We start from the raw sequence: 19968 nt of genomic DNA on the forward strand, positions 1-19968 counted from the left end.
TGTCCTACCAGGTAACGCCCGGATAACGCAGTAGTGTCCGGTTGATCGGGCTTTGCGCTAGCCCGGAGGAGGTCGCCATGCGGGAACTCAAAGTCGTCGGACTCGATGTGGACGGCAAACGAATCATCTGCGAGGTCGACGGCTCCGGCGAGAAATTCACGCTGCGGCGCGACGATCGGTTGCGGGCCGCCGTTCGAGGTGACCAGATGGGTTCGAGTCAGGAACGAGACGAGACCGAGGTTCACAACGTGTTGCGCCCCAGAGAGATTCAATCGCGGATCAGGGCAGGTGCATCCGTCGAGCAGGTCGCCCAGGCGTCCGGCGTCGACGTGGCCCGTGTCGAGCGGTTCGCGCACCCGGTGTTGCTCGAACGTTCCCGCGCCGCCGAACTGGCAACGGCCGCGCACCCGGTGCTTCCCGACGGCCCGTCGGTGCTGACCCTGCTGGAGACAATCACGACGGCGTTGATCGCGCGCGGGCTCGATCCCGACGCCCCCGCGTGGGATGCGTGGCGCAACGAGGACGGCCGCTGGACCGTGCAGCTGGCGTGGAAGGCGGGGATGTCCGACAACGTCGCGCACTTCCGGTTCACTCCTGGCGCGCACGGTGGGACGGTGACGGCGTTCGACGACGCGGCCTCCGAGCTGATCGACCCGAACTTCTCGCGTCCGCTGCGCCCGGTCGCCGCGCTGCCCGAGCCTGCGGCCGAGGTCGAGGTCGAGGAGCCGACGCTTCCGATCGAGCCCGCGGTGCAGGTCAGTCCACCGGAACCGCAGCCCGAGGCGGAGGCCGAGCCGGTCGCACCGAAGCAGCCCAAGGCGCGCAGGGGTAAGGCCAAGCCGGCGGTCCCGGCGTGGGAAGACGTTCTGCTGGGCGTGCGGTCCAGCGGCCAGCGCTGACTTTCCGCGCCAGGTCAGCCGCTCAACGCAACGGCGAGCACCACCAGCCACGCCGCAGCCACGCCGACGCCGGAGCCCAGCACGAACCACCGCCACACCGGCCGGTTGCGCCACCCCCACACCGTCGGGGCCAGGCCGCCGACCGCGACCAGGTTGAGTCCGATCGCCAGCAGCGGGTGCAACCGCAACAGTCCGAGGCTGAGCACGACGATCGTGGCCGCGACGACTGCCGCGACGAACCCCGCCACCGTCAACCCCATCGCCCATGGCGTCGAGTCGCCGGCCATATCATTCACTCCGCGTCGCTCCGCTCAATCCCGCCGGTGCCCAATCTAACCCGCTCATAGAAGGCCAGGGCCGCAGCGGTCGCGACGTTGAGTGAGTCGGTTCCCCGCGACATCGGAATCCGCACCCGCAGATCCGCGGCGCGCATCGTCCGCTCGGTCAGACCCGGTCCCTCCGCGCCCACGAGGATCGCCACCTTGCCGTCGGCGACGCTCGACATCGCTGCGGCCAGAGTGCGTGCCGTAGGCGCGGGCGTCATCGCTAGCAGGCGAAACCTATTGTCGCGCAATAACTCCAGATCATCCGGCCACGAAGGCGCCCATGCGTAGGGCACGAGCAGCGCATGGCCCATCGACACCCGCACGGCACGCCGATACAGCGGATCGGCGCAGCCGGTGCCGAACACCACCGCGTCCACGCCGAGGCCGGCCGCGTTGCGAAAGATCGAGCCGAGGTTCTCGTGGTCGTTGACGCCTTCGAGGACCGCGACGGTGCGGGCACCGTTCAACACCTCGGCGACGGTCAACTCGCGCGGCCGCGACGCCGACGCCAGCACGCCGCGGTTGAGGTGAAAGCCCACCACTTCGGCCATCACATCGGCGGGGACCCGGTAGTACGGGGCCGAGACGCCGGCCAGGTCGCCCGCGAGCTCCTGCAGTCGGCGGTCGGTGCCCATCATCGCGCGCGGGGCAAACCGCGAGGCCAGCATGCGTTGCACCACCAACACGCCCTCGGCGATCACCAGCCCCTTGCCGGTGGGCAGGTCGGGTCTGCGGTCGACGCTGTTGAGATCGCGAAAGTCGTCGAGTCGCGGATCGGACGGATCGTTGAGGTCGATCACGGTGTGCGTCACGGCAGGCGCGCTCGACCGGCTCCGCTGCGCGGTGGGCTACCTTTCATAGCGATGACGCCGCAACCGCCCCCGCTGCCCAGTGGCCTGCTCAAGCCGTGGCCGGTCATCGTCGCGATCGCGGCCGGTTGGGTCGTCGCTGCGATCCTGGCGTTCACGGTGACCGGTCTACACGAGTGGCGGCCGTACACGGTGGCCGGGCTAGGCGTGGGGGCCCTTGGCACCGCGATCTGGTTGTGGCAACGTCGCGCCGTGCGTCGCGGATCGCGCGGGGCGCAGAGCGGACTCAGCTAGCGCGAGATGAGCAGACAGGAGAAGGCTATGGCAGCCCCGGTGTTGCAGGCCGAGACGACGATCAACGCCCCGGTGGCGAAGGTGTGGGAACTGGTCTCGGACCTCAAGAACATGCCGCGATGGAGCCCGCAGTGCCGGGTCATGAAGACGTTCGGCCCGCTGCAGCCGGGTGCGCGGACGATCAACCTCAATCGGCGCAAGCTCCTGATGTGGCCCACCACGAGCCGGATCATCGAGGTGGTCCCGGAGAAGAAGCTGGCGTTTCGGGTCAACGAGAACAACACGGTGTGGAGCTACGAGCTCGAGCCCACCGAAACTGGCACCCGCCTGGTGGAGACCCGTCATGCGGAGAACGGGGTCAAGCCGGTTTCGACGATGTTGGTCAACGCGGTGATGGGTGGCGTGCCCAGCTTCGAACGTGAACTCGTCGAGGGGATGAACGAAACGCTCGCGCGGATCAAGGCCGCGGCCGAAAGCTAACCGCTACTCGGCCGGTTCGGTCAGGTCGAGCACGCCGTCGTCGTACGGGTCGTAGAGCGGGGATCCGCCGCCGGCGGGCTGGGGCGTGTCCGAGTGTGCGCCGCAACCGTATTCGGAGTCGACGACGTGACCGTCGGCGGAGAACTCGTTGGCGCAGACGCCGAACGTCGTGCCCAGTGAACCGGCCAGCGGAAGGTAGAATCCGCAGTCGCGGCACACCCGCCGCGTCGAGCGCGCCATCGCCGAACCAGGGCCGTACTCGCCGTCGTGCCAGCGTTGCGCCGCGTCCATGCGGCCCCACCGGCTGAGCACCTGGCGACGCCCCAGACCCACCTCGAGTGCGACGTCGTCGATCTGCGGGTCGCCGGTCGCCATGTAGCCGGGCACCAGGCGCGAGTCGTCCGGGGGTGGGGCGAGAAGATCTCCCGGGCCCAGATCGCCGGGCTGGACGCGCTCCTGCCACGGCACCCACTTCGGCGCCAGCAACGCCGTCGGTCCCGGAACCAGCACCACCTCGCTGATGGTGGCGTGGTCGGCGCCGGGCCACGCCGCGACGACGACGGCCCACTGCCAGCCGCGGTAACCCGGCATGTCGGCGAGGAAGCGGTGCGTGGTCGCGGTCGGGTCCTCGAAGCTGGCGCCCAGGTACTCACCGACGGTTTCCTCGCCGCTGAACTCGACGATCGCCGCACGCGCGTCGTCGACGGCGCCCAGGAGTACCGCCTCCAGATCCGGCCGCTCGGCGGATTCGGTCACGCTGTCCATCGCCCTCAATACTGCCTGACCGGCTAACCGGCAGCCACACCGGTTGGCTGCACGCCCGCGACCGCTTCGATGGTGGAGAATCGAGACCGTGACCGGACCGCGCCGTGACCCCCGAGACTCTGCGGATCGGCGTGACCCTCGGTACTACCCGCCACGACCGCCCGCCGACGACCGCTGGGGCGACGACCGGTGGAGTGACGAACACCCGGGGATGGCGAACTACCCGAGCGACCCGAGCTACCGTCGTCCCCGGCGCAGCGCGCCAACGCCCAGCGCCAACCGCTGGCTGCCTCCCCTCGACGAGCCCACCCGCGAATTCGGTGCCACGCCGCCGCCACACAGGATGGGCGGCGTGGCGGGCGAAAAGGTCACCGTCACACGGGCGGCCGCGCAGCGCAGCCGCGAGATGGGCTCCAAGATGTACGGCTTGGTGCACAGGGCCGCGACCGCGGACGGTGCCGACAAGTCGGGGCTGACCGCGTTGACCTGGCCGGTGGTCGCGAACTTCGCCGTCGACGCCGCGATGGCCGTCGCGCTGGCCAACACGTTGTTCTTCGCGGCGGCCTCCGGGGAGAGCAAGGGCAAAGTCGCGCTGTACCTGTTGATCACCATCGCGCCGTTCGCCGTCATCGCCCCGCTCATCGGGCCCGCGCTGGACCGGCTGCAGCACGGCCGCCGCGTCGCGCTGGCCACGTCGTTTGCATTGCGCACGGGACTCGCGGTGGTGCTGATCGCCAACTACGACGGTGTCACCGGCAGCTTCCCTTCGTGGGTGCTCTATCCGTGCGCGCTCGGAATGATGGTGCTGTCCAAATCATTCAGTGTGTTGCGCAGCGCGGTGACCCCGCGGGTACTGCCGCCGACCATCGACCTGGTGCGGGTGAACTCGCGGCTGACCACGTTCGGTCTGCTCGGCGGCACGATGGTCGGCGGTGCGGTGGCTGCGGGTGCGGAGTACCTGTTCAAGTTGTTCCAGATGCCCGGTGCGCTGTACGTGATCGTCGCGGTGTCGGTGGCGGGCGCGGCGCTGGCGATGCGGATCCCGAAATGGGTCGAGGTCACCGAGGGTGAGGTGCCCGCGACGCTGAGCTACCACGGACGCACGGGCGAACTGCGGCGCGGCACCGAGTATCTGCCGCCGGCGAAGTCGGCGCGGCAGCCGTTGGGTCGCAACACCATCGCCGCACTGTGGGGCAACTGCACCATCAAGGTGATGGTGGGGTTCCTTTTCCTGTATCCGGCGTTCGTCGCCAAGTCACACGACGCCAGCGGGTGGGAGCAGCTGCGCATACTCGGACTGATCGGTGCGGCCGCGGCCATCGGCAACTTCGCGGGCAACTTCACCAGCGCGCGCCTGAAGCTGGGCCGTCCGGCGCAGGTCGTGGTCCGCTGCACGATCGTCGTCACCCTGGCGGCGCTGGCCGCGGCGTTGACCGGCAACCTGCTGGTCGCCGCGATCGCCACGCTGCTCACGTCGGGGGCCAGCGCGATCGGCAAGGCTTCACTGGACGCGTCGCTGCAGGACGACTTGCCCGAGGAGTCGCGTGCCTCCGCGTTCGGCCGCTCGGAGTCGGTGCTGCAGTTGGCCTGGGTCGCCGGCGGTGCAGTCGGTGTGCTGGTCTACACCGAACTGTGGGTGGGCTTTACGGCGATCACCTCGGTGCTGATTCTCGGTCTGGCGCAGACCGTCGTGAGCTATCGCGGGGATTCGCTCATTCCGGGTCTGGGCGGCAACCGACCCGTGCTGGCCGAGCAGGAGGGCAGACGCACGGAGACCGCGGCGGTGGCGCACGAGTGAAACGCATGATCGCCGCGCTCGTCGCGGTGGTGATCCTCGCGTCGGTGGGTACCGGTGTGCTCGTCTGGTGGCTCAGCAGCAACGACGACTCACCGAAATACCCTGAGATCAGTGCGTATTCGCACGGGCACCTCGTGCGGGTCGGCCCGTACCGCTACTGCGAGGTGCTCAACCCCACCAAGTGTGAGGTCTTCGAAGATCAGGGCGAACTGCCCGTCACCGAGAGCGACGCGGTGCAGCTGTCGGTTCCACCGGCGATCGCCAGGGCGCCGTGGGTGTTGCTGCGACAGTACGAGGACTCCGACGTCGTCGAGGAGTTCCGCCCGGGGACGCGACTGGCGGTGACGATCCCGACCGTCGACCCGCGGCGCGGCAAGCTCACCGGGCTCGCCGTGCTGCTGCCCACGCTGGTTCGCATCGACGACGAAGAGGTGCCGGCGCCGCACGCCGAGTGGTCGGTGCGCACGGTCTGGTCCTGAGCCGACGTCGCCCGCCGCCGTCGATTGAGCCGCGTCGTGGCGCTCAGCCCGCGTCACCCGGCGCCGTGGCCGTCCGCCACCCGTTCGCCCTCGCGCGTCGGGCCAGGCGGCGTTCCGTCGCCGAATGGCCTGCCGCCGAGGGATTCTCGACCGTGCGGTGTCAGCCAGTTGGCCAGGTCGGGTCCTTTCGGCACGACCTGCGTCGGGTTGATGTCCGTGTGCACGATGTAGTAGTGCTGCTTGATCTGGACGAAGTCGATGGTGTCGCCGAACCCCGGGGTCTGGAACAGGTCGCGGGCGTAGGCCCACAGCGCGGGTAGCTCGGCGAGCTTCTGGCGGTTGCACTTGAAGTGCCCGTGATAGACGGGGTCGAAGCGCACCAACGTGGTGAACAGTCGCACGTCGGCCTCGGTGATGGTGTCGCCCACCAGATATCGCTGGCCGTCCAGGCGCTCGGAGAGCAAGTCGAGGGCGAAGAACAACCTGTCGTAGGCTTTGTCGTAGGCCTCCTGGGAACCGGCGAACCCGCATCGGTACACGCCGTTGTTGATTTCGGTGTAGATACGTTGGGCCACCTCGTCGATCTCGTCGCGGTGCTTCTCGGGGTAGAGGTCGGGCGCGCCGTCGCGGTGGTACTGCGTCCACTCGGTGGAGAAGTCGAGCGTGATCTGCGGGAAGTCGTTGGTGACGACCTCACCGGTCGGCACGTCGACGATCGCGGGGACCGTGATTCCCTTGTCGTAGTCGGGGAAGCGCTTCAGGTAGGCGTCTTTGAGCCGGGAGATCCCCAGCACCGGGTCGACGCCGTCCGGATCGAGGTCGAACGTCCAGCTGTCCTGGTCGTGGGTGGGCCCGCAAAAGCCGATGGACAGGGCGTCTTCGAGTCCGAGCAGTCGTCGGACGATGATCGTGCGGTTGGCCCACGGGCAGGCCCGCGCGACGACGAGCCGATAGCGGCCGGGTTCGACGGGATGCCCGTCGCGGCCATCGGCGGTGATACGAGTGCCGATGTACTTGGTGTCGCGGTTGAACTCGCCACCCGAGTCGGATTTGTCGGCGACATATGCCATGGGCTCAGCATGCCCGCCGAGTGTGGGATTGAAGCACGCTTTGACCGTCGAGGGCGTGACACGACCCCACGCTCGGCACCAAGACCAGAAACTAGGCCTCGAGTTCGCGGCCGACCGCCCGCACCACCTCGGAGACCCGGCGGGCGACTTTGCGGTCCGGATAGCGACCCTTACGCAGTTCGGGCTGCACAGCGCTCTCGAGCAGCGTGATCATGTCCTCGATCATGCCGTGCAACTCGTCGGGTGAGTGCTTGCGCTCGGCGGCGGCAGCCTCCCGGCGCGTGCGCGACAGGCTCGGCGGCGGGTCGATGAGCGTCAGCGTCAGCGCCTGCGGCCCGCGTCTGCCCGCGGCGATGCCGAACTCCACGCGCTGGCCGGCCTTGAGGGTCTCGACACCGGAGGGCAGCGCCGAGGATCGGACGTAAACGTCCTCGCCGTCCTCCTGGGACAAAAACCCGAAGCCCTTTTCGGCGTCGTACCACTTAACCCTGCCGGTCGGCACTGGTCTCACCCGCTCGTCGTTGTACCTACAAAAGGAAAGCGCCCCGATGCGCCGGGACGCGTGCTGCTCGATCCTACTCTGACCTCTACCTCGCCAGCACCCCCTTATCGGTAGGCTGGGAACCACCGCTGGAGGAGAAGAAGCGCGCCTATGCGATTGATACTCAACATCATCTGGTTGGTGTTCGGCGGCCTGTGGCTGGCGCTGGGCTACCTGCTGGCGGCGCTGATCTGTTTCGTACTGATCATCACCATTCCGTTCGGATTCGCCGCCCTGCGCATTGCGTTGTACGCGCTGTGGCCGTTCGGCCGCACGATCGTCGAGAAGCCGGGGCCGCAGCCAGGCGCACTGGTCGGCAACGTCATCTGGGTCATTCTGTTCGGCGTCTGGCTGGCCATCGGCCACGTCATCACCGCGGTGGCGATGGCGGTCACGATCGTCGGCATTCCGCTCGCACTGGCCAACCTCAAGCTGATCCCGGTGTCGCTGATGCCGCTGGGCAAGGAGATCGTGCCCGTCGACGCCGCGAACAACCCGGAGCGGGCGTTCGCGTGACCGTCATCCATCTCGGCGTGCCGTCCGCCGCGCCATCCTCCCCCGCCCCCGCCGGGGGGCCGCTGATCGACACCTTCGGCCGGGTCGCCACCGACCTGCGGGTGTCGTTGACCGACCGCTGCAACCTGCGGTGCACCTACTGCATGCCCGCCGAAGGCCTGGACTGGTTGCCGTCGGAGCGGCTGTTGCGGCCCGAGGAGTTGACCCGCCTACTGCGCATCGCCGTGACGAGGCTCGGCGTCAGAAGCGTGCGCTTCACCGGTGGTGAGCCTCTGGTCGCCCGCCACCTCGAGGACGTCATCGCCGCGACGACTGCGCTGAGCCCACGGCCGGAGATCACGCTGACCACCAACGGCATCGGCCTCGACAAGCGGGCCGAACGGCTCAAGCGGGCCGGGCTGGACCGCATCAACGTCTCGCTGGACACCGTCGACTCCGCGCGGTTCGCCGCCATCACCCGTCGAGACCGGCTCCCCGATGTGCTGGCCGGTCTGCGGGCTGCGAAGGCCGCGGGCCTGGACCCGGTGAAGGTCAACGCCGTCCTTGATCCGGTCACCGGCCTTGACGACGCGGTCGGGCTGCTGCGCTTCTGCCTCGACCAGGGCTACCAGCTACGCATCATCGAGCAGATGCCGTTGGACGCAGGCCACTCGTGGCAACGCGGCAAAGCGATCGGCGCCGACGACGTCCTCGCTGTGCTGCAGCAGCATTTCGACCTCACCCCGGACACCGCCCCGCGCGGGTCGGCGCCGGCCGAGTTGTGGCGCGTCGACGGCGGCGTGGGCAAGGTCGGCATCATCGCCTCCGTGTCACACGCGTTCTGCTCCGCCTGCGACCGCACCCGGCTGACCGCCGACGGCCAGGTCCGCAACTGCCTGTTCGCGCAGCAAGAGACCGACCTGCGAAAACTGATGCGCGCGGGCGCCGACGACGCCGACCTCGAGGCCGCGTGGCGCTCGGCGATGTGGGCCAAAGCGGCGGGCCACGGCATCAACGATCCGAACTTCGTACAACCCGATCGGCCCATGAGCGCGATCGGCGGATGAGTCAAAGGAAGCAATGACGACGACTACGACCACGGTTGCGGTGAACGTCCGCTATTTCGCAGCCGCACGGGCCGCCGCCGGTAACGATGAGGAGACGATTCGGCTTCGGCCGGGAACGACGCTCGCCGAACTCGTCGGGCAGCTCAGTGAGCGGGACGAGAATCTGGCGAAAGTGCTAAAACGCTGCTCTTTTCTGACTGACGGCATCGCTGTGCGCGACGACGCCGTCGCGCTGCGCGACACCCAAACCGTCGATGTTCTTCCCCCATTCGCCGGCGGATAACGGTGATTTCCGTCACATCACGGAATGATCACAACCTGGCTACGACGCGATTTAGCGCGCGATAGTCCTGCGGAAACGCCGAAAACTGCTGGGCATTTAGAGGATTTTTAAGATTTGCCAAAGGCGAAAACGCCGTAATCGGCAAAAGATGACGCGCTCAAAACGAGCCGATACGGTTCAGTCCCAAGCCGGTCGACCTCAAACCGACTGGCCCACCGTGCCCAACCGCGCCGAGCTCCATCCGTTGGCGCACGGGATACCAACGAACAACTTGGATGGAGGCGGGGGACCCAACCGGTCCGCCGAGTCAAAGACGGACCTGGAGCCGATCGGTTCCTTGGGGTGAAGCCGAATCGCATTGTGCGACAAGGCCGGGCAATACCTCTCCAGCCCGAACCCGACAGCTGACCTCGTGGGCGCCGAAGAGAGGACCGGAAGCACCTATGAGTGGACGGCACCGCAAGCCGGCTTCATCGGCTGTAAGCGTCGCGAAAGTCGCCTTCACGGGCGCTGTGCTCGGAACCGGAAGCATCGCCCTCGCCAGCCACGCCAACGCCGCCACCGACGGCGAGTGGGATCGGGTCGCCAGCTGCGAATCCGGCGGCAACTGGGCCATTAACACCGGCAACGGCTACCAGGGCGGTCTCCAGTTCGCGCCGAGCACCTGGACCGGTCACGGCGGCGGTGAGTACGCACCCGCCGCACACCTGGCCAGCAAGGAAGAGCAGATCGCCGTCGCCGAACGCGTGCTCGCCAGCCAGGGCAAGGGGGCGTGGCCGACGTGCGGTAAGGGCTTGTCGGGCGCGACGCCGCGCAACGTCGTCGACGACGCGATCGACGCCGTGAACGACGTGCTGCCTCCGCCGCCTCCGCCGTTCGACCCCTTCGCCCCGCCGCCTCCGCCCGCACCAGTCGATGCGCTGGCCGCACCCGCGCCTCCACCGCCGCCGCCGGGCGATCCGCTCGCCCCGCCGCCTCCACCCCCACCAGTCGATGCGCTCGCCGCACCCGCGCCTCCGCCACCGCCGGGCGATCCGCTCGCCCCGCCGCCTCCGCCCCCACCGGTCGATGCGCTCGCCGCACCCGCGCCTCCACCGCCCCCGCCGGGCGATCCGCTCGCCCCGCCGCCTCCACCCCCACCAGTCGATGCGCTGGCGGCCCCGGTTCCCGAAGCGCCGCCCGCACCCGAGTTCGACGCGTTGGCCGCACCGGTTCCCGAAGCACCGCCCGTCGACGCGCTGGCCGCACCCGAAGCGCCGCCCGCACCCGAGTTCGACGCGTTGGCCGCCCCCGTTCCCGAGGCACCGCCCGCGCCGTTCGATCCGTTGGCCCCGCCGGTGCCCGAGGCGCCTCCGGTCGACGCGCAGGCCGTCGCCAACTGGGACGTCGCACCCGACATGCCGGTCCCGGGCCAGCAGCCGGAACTCTGGTCGCTGCCCGTCGACGCGGCGCTCCAGCCCGCTCCGCAGGTGCCCCCTGCGCCCGCGCCTGCCGTCGATCCGGTCGCGGTGGACGCCGGTGTTCCGCATCTCGCGAGCCCCGCAAACCTGCCCGCCGGGACCACCGTCGACCGCGCGCAGGCCGGGGCTGAGAGCCCGAACGTCTCCTACCTCAAGGAGATCTGGCACGCGATTCAGACCCAGGACATCACCGGCAAGGATGCGCTGCTGGCACTGACCCAGCGGCCGCTCACCACGCCGGACGCCCCGGGCGGCCAGGCGCCGAATCTTCCGGCTGCGCCGGTTGATCCCGCGGTACCTGCGCCGAGTGCACCGCTACCGCCTGCCTGATCACACCCCGCGCGATCGAGTGTGGAGTTGACGCACGCTTTCCGCGCTGCGTCGTGCCATAACCCCACACTTGGCGCGAGGAGCCGCTACGCGGAGTTCACCCATTCGTCGGAGCCGTCGGCGAAGAACTGGTGCTTCCACACCGGGAGCCGCTCCTTGACCACGTCGACCAGTCGCGCGCACGTCTGGAACGCAGCCGCGCGGTGATCGGCCGCGACGGCGGCAACCAGCGCGGCATCGCCGATCTCGAGTGCCCCGATGCGGTGACTGACCGCGATGGCCCGGACGCCGTCGGCATCCGCGGCGATCTCCGCGGCCACCTCCGCGAGCGTCTGTACCGCCGACGGATGCGCCGAATACTCCAGTCGCAGCACTGGACGCCCGCCGTCGTGATCGCGCACGACACCGGAGAAGGTCACCACCGCACCAGCCGAGGCGTTGGCGACCAGGGCTTCATGCTCGGCCGAATCGATCGGCTCCTCGCAGAGGTCGGCACGCAGCACCACCGCCGTCATCGCGAGTGATCCTTTCCGCGGATCTGATCGAGCGCATGCTCGAGGACGCGGTCGAGCACACCCAGTCCGTCTTTGACGCCGCCGGGCGATCCGGGCAGGTTCACGATCAGCGTGCGGTCCTTGACCCCACACACCCCACGCGAGAGCACCGACGTCGGCACCTTGTCCTCGCCGGCCCGACGGATCGCGTCGGCCAGGCCGGAAATCTGATAGTCGACCAGCGCGGCGGTGGCCTCGGCGGTGCGGTCCGTCGGCGAGATGCCCGTCCCGCCGGAGGTGATCACCACATCGACACCGTCGGCGACCGCGGCGGAGATGGCGTCGGCCACCGCGTCGCCGTCGGGCACCACTACGGGACCCGGGGCGTCGATGTCTCGGCCGGTGAGCCAGTCCACGATGATCGGCCCGCTGCGGTCCTCGTACACGCCGGCGGCGGCGCGCGTGGAGGCGACGACGACCCGACCCGACCGCATCAGCGAGTCCAGGTTCCGGTCTTGCCGCCCTCTTTGCGCAGCACACGGATGTCGTCGATGCGGGCGGCGGGGTCGACGGCCTTGATCATGTCGTAGATCGTCAGCGCGGCCACGCTCACCGCGGTCAGCGCCTCCATCTCGACGCCGGTGCGGTCAGTGCTGCGAACGGTGGCGGTGACGTCCACCCGCCCTTCGGCGTCGTCGATCTCGAAGTCGACGTCCACCCCCGTCAGCGCCAACTGATGGCACAGCGGGATGAGGTCGCTGGTGCGCTTGGCGGCCAGGATGCCGGCGACGCGGGCGGTGGCCAGCGCGTCGCCTTTGGGCAGGCCGCCCGATGCGATCATCGCGACGACGTCGGGCGTCGTGCAGAGGGTTCCGGCCGCGACGGCGGTGCGCTTGGTGACGTCCTTTGCCGTGACGTCGACCATGTGCGCCGCGCCGGTCTCGTCGACGTGTGAGAGGCGGGCCGGCTCGGACACCTACTTGTTGACGACCGTCACCGCGTGCACGTACGGCAGTTCGTCCGCGGGCAGCGGGAACGTGATCTCGCCGAAGGGCGACAGCGCGCCGGTACGGTCGGTGGCCAGCTCGCTCACCGCGTGGTCGTCGTCACCGTCGATCTCGGGCCAGCCCGGATCGACGTACCGTTTCTTCCCCTTGTTGTCTGCCACGCCCACATTGTGGCAAATACCTTCGCCGGTGGCGACACCGCCACACTCCTTTACGCTGGTCAGCAATGACCGAGAACGCATCAGGCCTCCCTCTGGGCGCCTGGTTGGCCGATCTCCCCGACGACCGGCTCGTCCGGCTGCTGGAGTTGCGGCCCGACCTGACCCAACCGCCGCCGGGGTCGATCGCTGCGCTGGCGGCCCGCGCTCAGGCCCGCCAGTCGGTCAAGGCCGCCACCGACGACCTCGACTTCCTGCGGCTCGCCGTGCTCGACGCGCTGCTAGTGCTGCACGCCGACACGACCGCCGTGCCGGTCACAAAACTGCTGGAGCTCATCGGCGACCGGGCGCCCGAAGCCGCCATCGCCGCGGCCGTGGACGATCTGCGGGACCGCGGCCTGGTGTGGGGTGACGCGGCGGTCCGGGTGGCGGCCGAGGCCGTCGCAGGCTTGCCGTGGTACCCCGGACAGGCCACGGTCGAAGACACCGCCGCGACCCCACAGGACATCGCCGCCCGCCTGGAATCACTGGACGAGGCACAGTCCGAGCTGCTGCAGAAGTTGCTCGAGGGTTCGCCGGTGGGCCGCACCCGCGACGCCGCACCCGGCACCCCGTCGGATCGCCCGGTGCAGCGGCTGCTGGCCGCCGGTCTACTGCGCCAGGTCGACGCGGAAACCGTGATCCTGCCGCGACTCGTGGGCCAGGTGCTGCGTGGTGAACTGCCGGGACCGCTGCAACTGACCGAACCCGACCCGGTGGTGTCGACGACGACAGCGGCCGACGCCGACGCGGTGGCCGCGGGCGCCGCGCTCGACCTTCTCCGCGAGGTCGAGGTGGTGCTCGAGACCCTCGGCGCCACACCGGTTCCGGAGTTGCGCAGCGGTGGGCTCGGCGTGCGTGACGTCAAACGGCTGACCAAGGCCACCGGCATCGACGAACGCCGCCTGGGGCTGATCCTCGAAGTGACCGCGGGCGCAGGCCTCATCTCGGCAGGCATGCCCGAACCCGAACCGGAGGCCGGCGACGGGCCGTACTGGGCGCCGACGGTCTCATCCGACCGGTTCGTCGAATCTCCGACTGCGGTCAAATGGCACCTGCTGGCGACGACCTGGCTGGAGCTTCCGGGGCGGCCGAGCCTGATCGGCAACCGCGGTCCCGACGGCAAACCCTATGCTGCGCTGTCGGATTCGTTGTTCTCCACTGCCGCACCCCTGGACAGGCGATTGCTCCTCGAGGTGCTTGCGAGCCTGCCGTCAGGCGCGGGCGTCGACGCCGGGGAGGCATCACGGGCGATGATCTGGCGCAGGCCGCGTTGGGGGGCCCGGTTGCAACCGGGGCCGATCGCCGACCTGCTGACCGAGGCGCATGCGCTGGGACTGGTGGGGCGCGGCGCACTGGCCACCCCTGCTCGGACGCTGCTCACCGACGCTCCCGCCGACGACGTGGTCAAGGCGATGGACAAGGTGCTGCCCGCACCGATAGACCATTTCCTGCTGCAGGCCGACCTCACGGTGGTCGTCCCCGGCCCGCTGCAACGAGAGTTGGCCGAGCAACTGGCCGCAGTGGCGAGCGTGGAGTCGGCGGGCGCGGCGATGGTGTATCGGATCAGTGAGCCGTCGATCCGCCGCGCGCTCGATACCGGCCGCACCGCGGGCGAACTGCACGCCTTCTTCGGTCGTTATTCGAAAACACCTGTCCCGCAAGGCTTGACATATCTCATCGATGATGTGGCCCGCAGGCACGGTCAGTTGCGTGTCGGCATGGCGGCGTCGTTCGTGCGGTGCGAGGACGCAGCGCTGCTCGCACAGGCGGTGGGTGCACCGGCGACGGACTCGCTGGAGATGCGCCTGCTCGCGCCGACGGTCGCGGTGTCGCAGGCGCCGATCTCCGACGTGCTTGCGGCGCTGCGCCAGGCCGGCTTCGCGCCGGCAGCTGAGGACTCGACCGGCGCCATCGTCGACATCCGAGCCCGGGGCGCGCGGGTGCCCGCTCCGCCGGGACGACGGCGCACGTACCGACTCGCCCCGACGCCCACCAGCCAGACGCTCGGCGCGATCGTCGCCGTGCTGCGCAAGGTGGCGTCGGCGCCGACCGGCGGTATGCGGTTGGACCCGGCGGTGGCTATCAACCAGTTGCAGGAGGCCGCGCACATGCAGGCCTCGGTCGTGATCGGTTACGTCGATCCGGCCGGGGTGGCGACCCAGCGTGTCGTCGCACCGATCAATGTGCGGGGCGGGCAGTTGACGGCATACGACCCCGCGTCGGGGCGGGTGCGCGATTTCGCCATCCACCGCATCACGTCGGTGGTCGCCACCGACGAGCAGTAGCGCGAGCGACCACATAATGCCCAGTTCAGACGGCGTGGCGACGGTCAGACACGGTCTCTCGTGGATGGGGACGTCCGGCGGTTCTGGATAATGGATGGGATGACCGATGGCCCCCTAATCGTGCAGTCCGACAAGACGGTGCTGCTCGAGGTCGACCATGAGCAGGCGGGCGCGGCGCGTGCCGCGATCGCCCCGTTCGCCGAACTCGAGCGTGCCCCCGAGCACATCCACACCTACCGGATCACCCCGCTGGCGCTGTGGAACGCGCGCGCCGCGGGACACGACGCCGAACAGGTCGTCGACGCGCTGGTTTCGTTCTCGCGCTACGCGGTGCCCCAGCCGCTGCTGGTCGACATCGTCGACACCATGGCCCGCTACGGGCGGCTGCAACTGGTCAAGCATCCGGCTCACGGCCTGATGCTGGTGAGCCTGGACCGGGCAGTGCTCGAGGAGGTGCTGCGCAACAAGAAGATCGCGCCGATGCTGGGCGCACGCATCGACGACGACACCGTCCTGGTGCACAACAGCGAACGCGGCCGGGTCAAGCAGATGCTTCTCAAGGTCGGCTGGCCCGCAGAGGATCTCGCGGGTTACGTGGACGGTGAGAAGCACCCAATCAGCCTGGCGGAGAACGGCTGGCACCTTCGCGATTACCAGCAGATGGCCACCGAGTCGTTCTGGGAGGGCGGATCCGGGGTCGTCGTGCTGCCGTGCGGTGCGGGCAAGACGCTCGTCGGCGCCGCCGCGATGGCGAAGGCCTCGGCGACCACGCTGATCCTGGTGACCAACACCGTCGCCGGACGGCAGTGGAAACGCGAGCTGATCAACAGGACCTCGCTCACGGAGAACGAGATCGGCGAATATTCCGGGGAGCGCAAGGAGATCCGGCCGGTGACCATCGCCACTTATCAGGTGATCACTCGGCGCACCAAGGGCGAGTACCGGCATCTGGAGCTGTTCGACAGCCGCGACTGGGGGCTGATCATCTACGACGAGGTGCACCTGTTGCCCGCACCGGTGTTCCGGATGACGGCCGATCTGCAGTCGCGTCGTCGACTCGGCCTGACCGCCACACTGATTCGCGAGGACGGTCGCGAGGGTGACGTGTTCTCGTTGATCGGACCGAAGCGCTACGACGCACCGTGGAAGGACATCGAAGCCCAGGGGTGGATCGCACCCGCCGAGTGCATCGAGGTGCGGGTGACGATGACCGACAACGAGCGCATGCTGTACGCGACCGCCGAACCCGACGAGCGGTACAAGCTGTGCTCCACGGCGCACACCAAGATCGCGGTCGTCAAGTCGATTCTCGACAAGCACAAGGGCGAACAGACGTTGGTGATCGGCGCCTACCTCGACCAGCTCGAGGAACTCGGCCAAGAGCTCGACGCGCCGGTCATCCAGGGTTCGACGAAGACCGCGGAGCGCGAGGTGCTTTTCGATCAGTTCCGACGCGGTGAGATCTCAACGCTGGTCGTGTCGAAGGTCGCCAACTTCTCCATTGACCTGCCCGAAGCCAGTGTCGCCGTGCAGGTTTCGGGCACCTTCGGATCCCGTCAGGAAGAGGCGCAACGCCTGGGGCGGCTGCTGCGACCCAAGGCCGACGGCGGGGGCGCGATCTTCTACTCCGTCGTCTCCCGCGACAGCCTCGACGCCGAATACGCCGCGCACCGTCAACGGTTCCTCGCCGAGCAGGGTTACGGCTACGTCATCAAGGACGCCGGCGACCTGTTGGGGCCCGCGATCTAGCCGCGCGGCGCGCTCACACTAGACGTGCGGGCCCACCGGATTCGACACCGTCAGCAAGATCGCGGAGTCCTCGAGCGCCTGCAGTCCGTGCCGGTCCTTGGGCACCACGATGTGGTCGCCTTCGGACCCCTCCCAATTGGCGGACGAATGGGTCAGCCGTACGCGGCCGTGCAGGACCTGCAGGGTGGCCTCCCCGTTCGTCTCGTGCTCGGTCAGTTCCGAGCCGCCGGTCAAGGCGATCAGCGTCTGACGCAGCGAATGCTCGTGGCCGCCGTAGACCGTGTGCGCGCTGCGTCCGCTACTGGCGGCGCGGGCCGTCTCGAGTTGCTCACGTGCGAGCGCGGTCAGCGAGGTCTTGTTCATCGCGGGCTTCCTGTCGAGGGCTGGTCGAGTTGGAAATTCAGCAGAGACGCCAATCTTAGTGACGGTCCAACCACCGCAAGCGGCCGCATCGAGACCGTCGTAAATGAGCGTCCGAGGCGGTGAGGCGCTAGCCTGCTTACCCATGACCAGTCGCCGTCGCGCCGCGTCCGCCCAGGCGGTCAAAGTCGGACTAGTCGGCGTCGCCATCGGTCTGGGTGCGCTGACGTCGGCCGGGTTCGCGACTGCGAACCCCGAGGTCCCGCCCGTCCCCACGCCGGGAACTCCAGGCGCACCGCCTGCGCCGGGTCAGCCCTACGCCGCTCCTGTGGCCCCCGGGGACCCACCACCCGCACCTCCGCCCCTCGGCGCGCCACCCGTGCCCGAGATCCCGAACCCTCAGTACGGGCAGGGTTCGAGCCCGGGTCCGCTGGGCTTCCTTCGCGATGCGTGGCGTCAGGCCCAGGACCCGTACGGGTTCGCCGAACTGCCGCCCGGCCAGGCACCGGTCGGGGCGCCGCCACCACCTGGCGCGGGTCCCGCACCGCAGCTACCGCCGGGATACACCTCGTTGACCGCCCCGGAGTCCAACGGCCCGCCGGTGGCACCGCCTGCCGAAGGCGGTCCACCGCTGCCGCCCGGTTACTACCCGCTGGACGGCCCACCGCCACCCGGGTATTACGACACTCCGCCGTCGGGCCCGGCGATTCCACCCGAGGGGCCGATTCCACCGACGCCGTGATCAGGTGTTCGTCGTGGAGAGCGCAGCCTTCACCGTGCGGGACAGTTCGTCGGCGAGAATCTCCGGATCACCGTTGAGCAGGCCCGTGATCGCCTGACTGGCGACGACGGAGGGATCCATCTTCTGATCCGCCGGGATGTAGCTGACCATGTCGGTGTCCATGTAACCCACATGCAGCGCCGAGACGTGAATTCCGCGCGGCGCCAACTCCGTTCGCAGCGCATCGGTCATCGCCCACGCCGCGGCCTTGGCCGCGGAATAGGCGCCCGACGTCGGGGCGTGATACCAGGAGAGCACTGACAGGATGTTCAATATCGACCCGCCGCCGTTGTTCTCGATGACAGGCACGAACGCGCGGGTGAGGTTCAGCGTGCCGAAGTAGTGCGTGTCCATCTCCAGCCGGATGTCCTCGATCGGCCCGCTCAGCAGGCCGGCCTGGGTCGACACCCCGGCGTTGTTCACCAACACCGTGACGTCGTCGGCGATCTCGGCGGCGCGGCGCACCGACTCAGGATCGGTGATGTCGAGCTGTACCGGGATCACGCCGGGCAGGTCCACGGTCTCGGGTTTTCTGGCCCCGGCGTACACCTTCGCGCCGCGCGCGACGAGTTCGGCGGCGAGCCTGCGCCCCAATCCGCGGTTGGCCCCCGACACCAGGGCCGTGATGTTCTCTGTCATGGCGGCGCTCCTCTCGGCTGATGACCACCACAACACCGAGTGCACCCGAAATAAGTCCCGGCGGGTTACGGCTGTGAAAACGTCGTCGCGCCTAGCTGAGGGCGGGAATCACCTGATGTTCGAACATCTCGATTCCCGAGCGGTCGTACGCGGCCTCCGGGAAGTAGAGGATGGCGTACTCGCAGCCCAGCTGCCGCATCTTGTCCAGCTTCTCGACGACCTGCTCGGGTGTGCCGGTTGCCGACTCGGGCGCGGACACGGTGCTCAGCATCGCATCGACCGCCGACTCGTCGGCCTTGGTGATCTGGCGGGCGCGCAGCCTCGCCACCCGGTCCTTGACGTCGGACTCCGATTCGCCGATCACCGCGTTGAAGTTGGCCGAGCGCACGATCGCGTCGTAGTCGGTGCCGACGTCGCGGCAGTGGTCGGCCAGTAGCTGTGACTTGTGGGTGAATCCTCCCGGCTCGCAGGTGAAGTTGGTGTACTGCGCGTATTTCGCCGCGATCTTCAGCGTCACCTTCTCGCCTCCGCCGGCGATCCATAGTGGAATCCCGTTCTCCTGCAGAGGTTTCGGCTGCACAATCGCCCCGGTGACCTGATAGTGCTTGCCGTCGAAACTCACCTTCCCGTCGCGCCATGCGTCGCGCATGATCTGCACACCCTCGTCGAGGCGCTCCAGTCGCGCCCCGGCCGACGGGAATCCGTAACCGTAGGCACGCCATTCGTGTTCGTACCAGCCGCCACCGATGCCCATCTGGATGCGACCGCCGGAAATGATGTCGGCGGTGGCGGCGACCTTGGCCAGATAGACCGGGTTGCGGTAGCTCATCGCCGTGCACATCTGGCCAAGCTTGATGCGCGCCGTCGTCGCGGCGTAGGCGGCCATCAAGGTCCACGCCTCGTGGGTGGCCTCCGTGGTGGGCATCGGCACGGTGTGGAAGTGGTCGTAGACCCACAGCGAGTCCCACGCGTCGCTGTCGTCGGCATACGCGGCGAGGTCACGCATCACCGGCCACTGCTCTGCGGGAGGAATGTCGATCAGGTCGAGTCGCCAGCCCTGCGGGATGAACAGTCCGAAGCGCATGGAACTCGACTCTAGGCTTACCGGGCCTCCGGGGTCAGCAGGTCGCAGAGCGCGTCGGTTCGCGGTGAACGGACCTCAGGATGCGGCATCGTTACCGCATTGCCACCACGGCGCGAAAGTATCAGTTAGCTCCGCTCACCATGAGTCTCGTACTGGGCGTTAGCCTCTCGCGTCGGAGAAGTCGAGGTGCGCCGCCGACCACAGACGCACTCGAGGAGCCCGACACGCTTCGCTGACCGGGGTCTTCTGTTGTATGGTGTGGCTCACACGAAG

Annotated in this window: 24 protein-coding genes and 1 riboswitch; of the genes, 12 read left to right on the forward strand and 12 right to left on the reverse strand. The window is 68.7% G+C overall.

The genetic code is table 11. The features are described 5' to 3' along the window. Positions 1 to 77 precede the first annotated feature (77 nt). Positions 78 to 899 (forward strand): septation protein SepH, encoded by an 822-nt coding sequence (sepH, locus tag AAHH99_RS00260; protein WP_418766904.1) that lies wholly within the window; start codon positions 78 to 80, stop codon positions 897 to 899. 14 nt (positions 900 to 913) lie between these two features. Here sepH and AAHH99_RS00265 read toward each other — a convergent pair whose 3' ends face one another. Next, on the reverse strand, positions 914 to 1186 hold the full coding sequence (locus AAHH99_RS00265; protein ID WP_418766905.1) for a DUF2537 domain-containing protein: 273 nt from the start codon (positions 1184 to 1186) through the stop codon (positions 914 to 916). Between the two features lie 5 nt (positions 1187 to 1191). Continuing rightward, positions 1192 to 2037, reverse strand: a complete 846-nt coding sequence (locus tag AAHH99_RS00270) for a TrmH family RNA methyltransferase (RefSeq protein WP_418766906.1) — start codon at positions 2035 to 2037, stop codon at positions 1192 to 1194. Positions 2038 to 2088: 51 nt separating this feature from the next. Between AAHH99_RS00270 and AAHH99_RS00275 the strand changes: the two genes are divergently transcribed. Together AAHH99_RS00275 and AAHH99_RS00280 are read left to right on the forward strand one after the other, a co-directional pair. After that, positions 2089 to 2328, forward strand: coding sequence for a DUF2530 domain-containing protein (locus AAHH99_RS00275; protein ID WP_418766907.1), 240 nt, complete (start codon positions 2089 to 2091; stop codon positions 2326 to 2328). Positions 2329 to 2355: 27 nt separating this feature from the next. Next, on the forward strand, positions 2356 to 2808 hold the full coding sequence (locus tag AAHH99_RS00280; RefSeq protein WP_418766908.1) for an SRPBCC family protein: 453 nt from the start codon (positions 2356 to 2358) through the stop codon (positions 2806 to 2808). Positions 2809 to 2811: 3 nt separating this feature from the next. On the opposite strand, the gene AAHH99_RS00285 is transcribed toward AAHH99_RS00280, so the two are convergent. Continuing rightward, the gene (locus AAHH99_RS00285; protein WP_418766909.1) at positions 2812 to 3573 is read right to left on the reverse strand and encodes a DUF3027 domain-containing protein; all 762 of its coding nucleotides are present in this window, start codon (positions 3571 to 3573) and stop codon (positions 2812 to 2814) included. A gap of 211 nt (positions 3574 to 3784) precedes the next feature. Between AAHH99_RS00285 and AAHH99_RS00290 the strand changes: the two genes are divergently transcribed. Further along, complete coding sequence (locus tag AAHH99_RS00290; protein ID WP_418767550.1) at positions 3785 to 5371, forward strand: MFS transporter; 1587 nt, start codon at positions 3785 to 3787, stop codon at positions 5369 to 5371. Continuing rightward, a complete protein-coding gene (locus tag AAHH99_RS00295) occupies positions 5368 to 5850 on the forward strand; it encodes a DUF2771 domain-containing protein (RefSeq protein WP_064418796.1) in 483 nt (160 codons plus the stop codon). Before AAHH99_RS00290 ends, AAHH99_RS00295 begins: the two co-directional genes overlap by 4 nt. A gap of 53 nt (positions 5851 to 5903) precedes the next feature. On the opposite strand, the gene AAHH99_RS00300 is transcribed toward AAHH99_RS00295, so the two are convergent. Both AAHH99_RS00300 and AAHH99_RS00305 read right to left on the reverse strand, forming a co-directional pair. Beyond that, on the reverse strand, positions 5904 to 6920 hold the full coding sequence (locus AAHH99_RS00300) for a glutathione S-transferase family protein (protein ID WP_418766910.1): 1017 nt from the start codon (positions 6918 to 6920) through the stop codon (positions 5904 to 5906). 91 nt (positions 6921 to 7011) lie between these two features. Next, a complete protein-coding gene (locus AAHH99_RS00305; RefSeq protein ID WP_064398168.1) occupies positions 7012 to 7422 on the reverse strand; it encodes a cold-shock protein in 411 nt (136 codons plus the stop codon). 150 nt (positions 7423 to 7572) lie between these two features. On the opposite strand from AAHH99_RS00305, the gene AAHH99_RS00310 reads away from it, so the two are divergent. The 4 genes from AAHH99_RS00310 to AAHH99_RS00325 all read left to right on the forward strand — a co-directional run bounded on the left by AAHH99_RS00310 (position 7573) and on the right by AAHH99_RS00325 (position 11096). Then, a complete protein-coding gene (locus AAHH99_RS00310) occupies positions 7573 to 7977 on the forward strand; it encodes a YccF domain-containing protein (protein WP_418766911.1) in 405 nt (134 codons plus the stop codon). Continuing rightward, on the forward strand, positions 7974 to 9023 hold the full coding sequence (moaA, locus tag AAHH99_RS00315; protein ID WP_418766912.1) for a GTP 3',8-cyclase MoaA: 1050 nt from the start codon (positions 7974 to 7976) through the stop codon (positions 9021 to 9023). Before AAHH99_RS00310 ends, moaA begins: the two co-directional genes overlap by 4 nt. A 13-nt stretch (positions 9024 to 9036) precedes the next feature. Beyond that, the gene (locus AAHH99_RS00320) at positions 9037 to 9306 is read left to right on the forward strand and encodes a MoaD/ThiS family protein (protein WP_418766913.1); all 270 of its coding nucleotides are present in this window, start codon (positions 9037 to 9039) and stop codon (positions 9304 to 9306) included. Between the two features lie 218 nt (positions 9307 to 9524). Then, positions 9525 to 9740: riboswitch (cyclic di-AMP (ydaO/yuaA leader) on the forward strand. Positions 9741 to 9749: 9 nt separating this feature from the next. Further along, complete coding sequence (locus tag AAHH99_RS00325; protein WP_418766914.1) at positions 9750 to 11096, forward strand: transglycosylase family protein; 1347 nt, start codon at positions 9750 to 9752, stop codon at positions 11094 to 11096. A gap of 86 nt (positions 11097 to 11182) precedes the next feature. On the opposite strand, the gene AAHH99_RS00330 is transcribed toward AAHH99_RS00325, so the two are convergent. Genes AAHH99_RS00330 through AAHH99_RS00345 form a run of 4 tightly spaced genes read right to left on the reverse strand, consistent with a single transcriptional unit; the run spans position 11183 to position 12758 of the window. Then, on the reverse strand, positions 11183 to 11611 hold the full coding sequence (locus AAHH99_RS00330) for a molybdenum cofactor biosynthesis protein MoaE (protein WP_418766915.1): 429 nt from the start codon (positions 11609 to 11611) through the stop codon (positions 11183 to 11185). Further along, complete coding sequence (locus AAHH99_RS00335; RefSeq protein ID WP_418766916.1) at positions 11608 to 12084, reverse strand: MogA/MoaB family molybdenum cofactor biosynthesis protein; 477 nt, start codon at positions 12082 to 12084, stop codon at positions 11608 to 11610. Before AAHH99_RS00335 ends, AAHH99_RS00330 begins: the two co-directional genes overlap by 4 nt. Beyond that, positions 12084 to 12566 (reverse strand): cyclic pyranopterin monophosphate synthase MoaC, encoded by a 483-nt coding sequence (moaC, locus tag AAHH99_RS00340; protein WP_418766917.1) that lies wholly within the window; start codon positions 12564 to 12566, stop codon positions 12084 to 12086. Before moaC ends, AAHH99_RS00335 begins: the two co-directional genes overlap by 1 nt. Beyond that, positions 12567 to 12758, reverse strand: coding sequence for a hypothetical protein (locus AAHH99_RS00345; protein WP_174523753.1), 192 nt, complete (start codon positions 12756 to 12758; stop codon positions 12567 to 12569). Between the two features lie 65 nt (positions 12759 to 12823). Here AAHH99_RS00345 and AAHH99_RS00350 point away from each other — a divergent pair, with 65 nt between their 5' ends. After that, positions 12824 to 15082, forward strand: coding sequence for a helicase-associated domain-containing protein (locus tag AAHH99_RS00350; protein WP_418766919.1), 2259 nt, complete (start codon positions 12824 to 12826; stop codon positions 15080 to 15082). A 99-nt stretch (positions 15083 to 15181) separates the two neighbouring features. After that, the gene (locus AAHH99_RS00355; protein WP_418766920.1) at positions 15182 to 16831 is read left to right on the forward strand and encodes a DNA repair helicase XPB; all 1650 of its coding nucleotides are present in this window, start codon (positions 15182 to 15184) and stop codon (positions 16829 to 16831) included. A gap of 18 nt (positions 16832 to 16849) precedes the next feature. On the opposite strand, the gene AAHH99_RS00360 is transcribed toward AAHH99_RS00355, so the two are convergent. Next, positions 16850 to 17194 (reverse strand): LuxR family transcriptional regulator, encoded by a 345-nt coding sequence (locus AAHH99_RS00360; RefSeq protein ID WP_418766921.1) that lies wholly within the window; start codon positions 17192 to 17194, stop codon positions 16850 to 16852. A 142-nt stretch (positions 17195 to 17336) separates the two neighbouring features. Between AAHH99_RS00360 and AAHH99_RS00365 the strand changes: the two genes are divergently transcribed. After that, positions 17337 to 17933: a hypothetical protein gene (locus AAHH99_RS00365; RefSeq protein WP_418766922.1), complete on the forward strand. Its 597-nt coding sequence runs from the start codon at positions 17337 to 17339 to the stop codon at positions 17931 to 17933. Here the strand turns inward: AAHH99_RS00365 and AAHH99_RS00370 are convergent, their stop codons facing one another. Together AAHH99_RS00370 and AAHH99_RS00375 are read right to left on the reverse strand one after the other, a co-directional pair. Next, positions 17934 to 18611, reverse strand: a complete 678-nt coding sequence (locus tag AAHH99_RS00370) for an SDR family oxidoreductase (protein WP_418766923.1) — start codon at positions 18609 to 18611, stop codon at positions 17934 to 17936. A gap of 91 nt (positions 18612 to 18702) precedes the next feature. Next, positions 18703 to 19695 carry an LLM class F420-dependent oxidoreductase gene (locus tag AAHH99_RS00375; protein ID WP_418766924.1) on the reverse strand — a complete coding sequence of 331 codons (993 nt, stop codon included), beginning with the start codon at positions 19693 to 19695 and terminating at the stop codon, positions 18703 to 18705. Positions 19696 to 19968 lie beyond the last annotated feature (273 nt).

The organism is Mycobacterium neumannii (assembly GCF_048452905.1).
In the GTDB taxonomy this organism is placed as follows: Bacteria; Actinomycetota; Actinomycetes; order Mycobacteriales; family Mycobacteriaceae; genus Mycobacterium; species Mycobacterium neumannii_B.

What these genes read in the sequence shown, in the direction of transcription:
- sepH (WP_418766904.1), top strand. Translation starts at nt 78, where the DNA reads ATGCGGGAACTCAAAGTCGTCGGACTCGATGTGGACGGCAAACGAATC.
- AAHH99_RS00265 (WP_418766905.1), bottom strand. Translation starts at nt 1,186, where the DNA reads ATGGCCGGCGACTCGACGCCATGGGCGATGGGGTTGACGGTGGCGGGG.
- AAHH99_RS00275 (WP_418766907.1), top strand. Translation starts at nt 2,089, where the DNA reads ATGACGCCGCAACCGCCCCCGCTGCCCAGTGGCCTGCTCAAGCCGTGG.
- AAHH99_RS00280 (WP_418766908.1), top strand. Translation starts at nt 2,356, where the DNA reads ATGGCAGCCCCGGTGTTGCAGGCCGAGACGACGATCAACGCCCCGGTG.
- AAHH99_RS00285 (WP_418766909.1), bottom strand. Translation starts at nt 3,573, where the DNA reads ATGGACAGCGTGACCGAATCCGCCGAGCGGCCGGATCTGGAGGCGGTA.
- AAHH99_RS00290 (WP_418767550.1), top strand. Translation starts at nt 3,785, where the DNA reads ATGGCGAACTACCCGAGCGACCCGAGCTACCGTCGTCCCCGGCGCAGC.
- AAHH99_RS00300 (WP_418766910.1), bottom strand. Translation starts at nt 6,920, where the DNA reads ATGGCATATGTCGCCGACAAATCCGACTCGGGTGGCGAGTTCAACCGC.
- AAHH99_RS00310 (WP_418766911.1), top strand. Translation starts at nt 7,573, where the DNA reads ATGCGATTGATACTCAACATCATCTGGTTGGTGTTCGGCGGCCTGTGG.
- AAHH99_RS00320 (WP_418766913.1), top strand. Translation starts at nt 9,037, where the DNA reads ATGACGACGACTACGACCACGGTTGCGGTGAACGTCCGCTATTTCGCA.
- AAHH99_RS00325 (WP_418766914.1), top strand. Translation starts at nt 9,750, where the DNA reads ATGAGTGGACGGCACCGCAAGCCGGCTTCATCGGCTGTAAGCGTCGCG.
- AAHH99_RS00330 (WP_418766915.1), bottom strand. Translation starts at nt 11,611, where the DNA reads ATGACGGCGGTGGTGCTGCGTGCCGACCTCTGCGAGGAGCCGATCGAT.
- AAHH99_RS00335 (WP_418766916.1), bottom strand. Translation starts at nt 12,084, where the DNA reads ATGCGGTCGGGTCGGGTCGTCGTCGCCTCCACGCGCGCCGCCGCCGGC.
- AAHH99_RS00350 (WP_418766919.1), top strand. Translation starts at nt 12,824, where the DNA reads ATGACCGAGAACGCATCAGGCCTCCCTCTGGGCGCCTGGTTGGCCGAT.
- AAHH99_RS00355 (WP_418766920.1), top strand. Translation starts at nt 15,182, where the DNA reads ATGACCGATGGCCCCCTAATCGTGCAGTCCGACAAGACGGTGCTGCTC.
- AAHH99_RS00360 (WP_418766921.1), bottom strand. Translation starts at nt 17,194, where the DNA reads ATGAACAAGACCTCGCTGACCGCGCTCGCACGTGAGCAACTCGAGACG.
- AAHH99_RS00365 (WP_418766922.1), top strand. Translation starts at nt 17,337, where the DNA reads ATGACCAGTCGCCGTCGCGCCGCGTCCGCCCAGGCGGTCAAAGTCGGA.
- AAHH99_RS00370 (WP_418766923.1), bottom strand. Translation starts at nt 18,611, where the DNA reads ATGACAGAGAACATCACGGCCCTGGTGTCGGGGGCCAACCGCGGATTG.
- AAHH99_RS00375 (WP_418766924.1), bottom strand. Translation starts at nt 19,695, where the DNA reads ATGCGCTTCGGACTGTTCATCCCGCAGGGCTGGCGACTCGACCTGATC.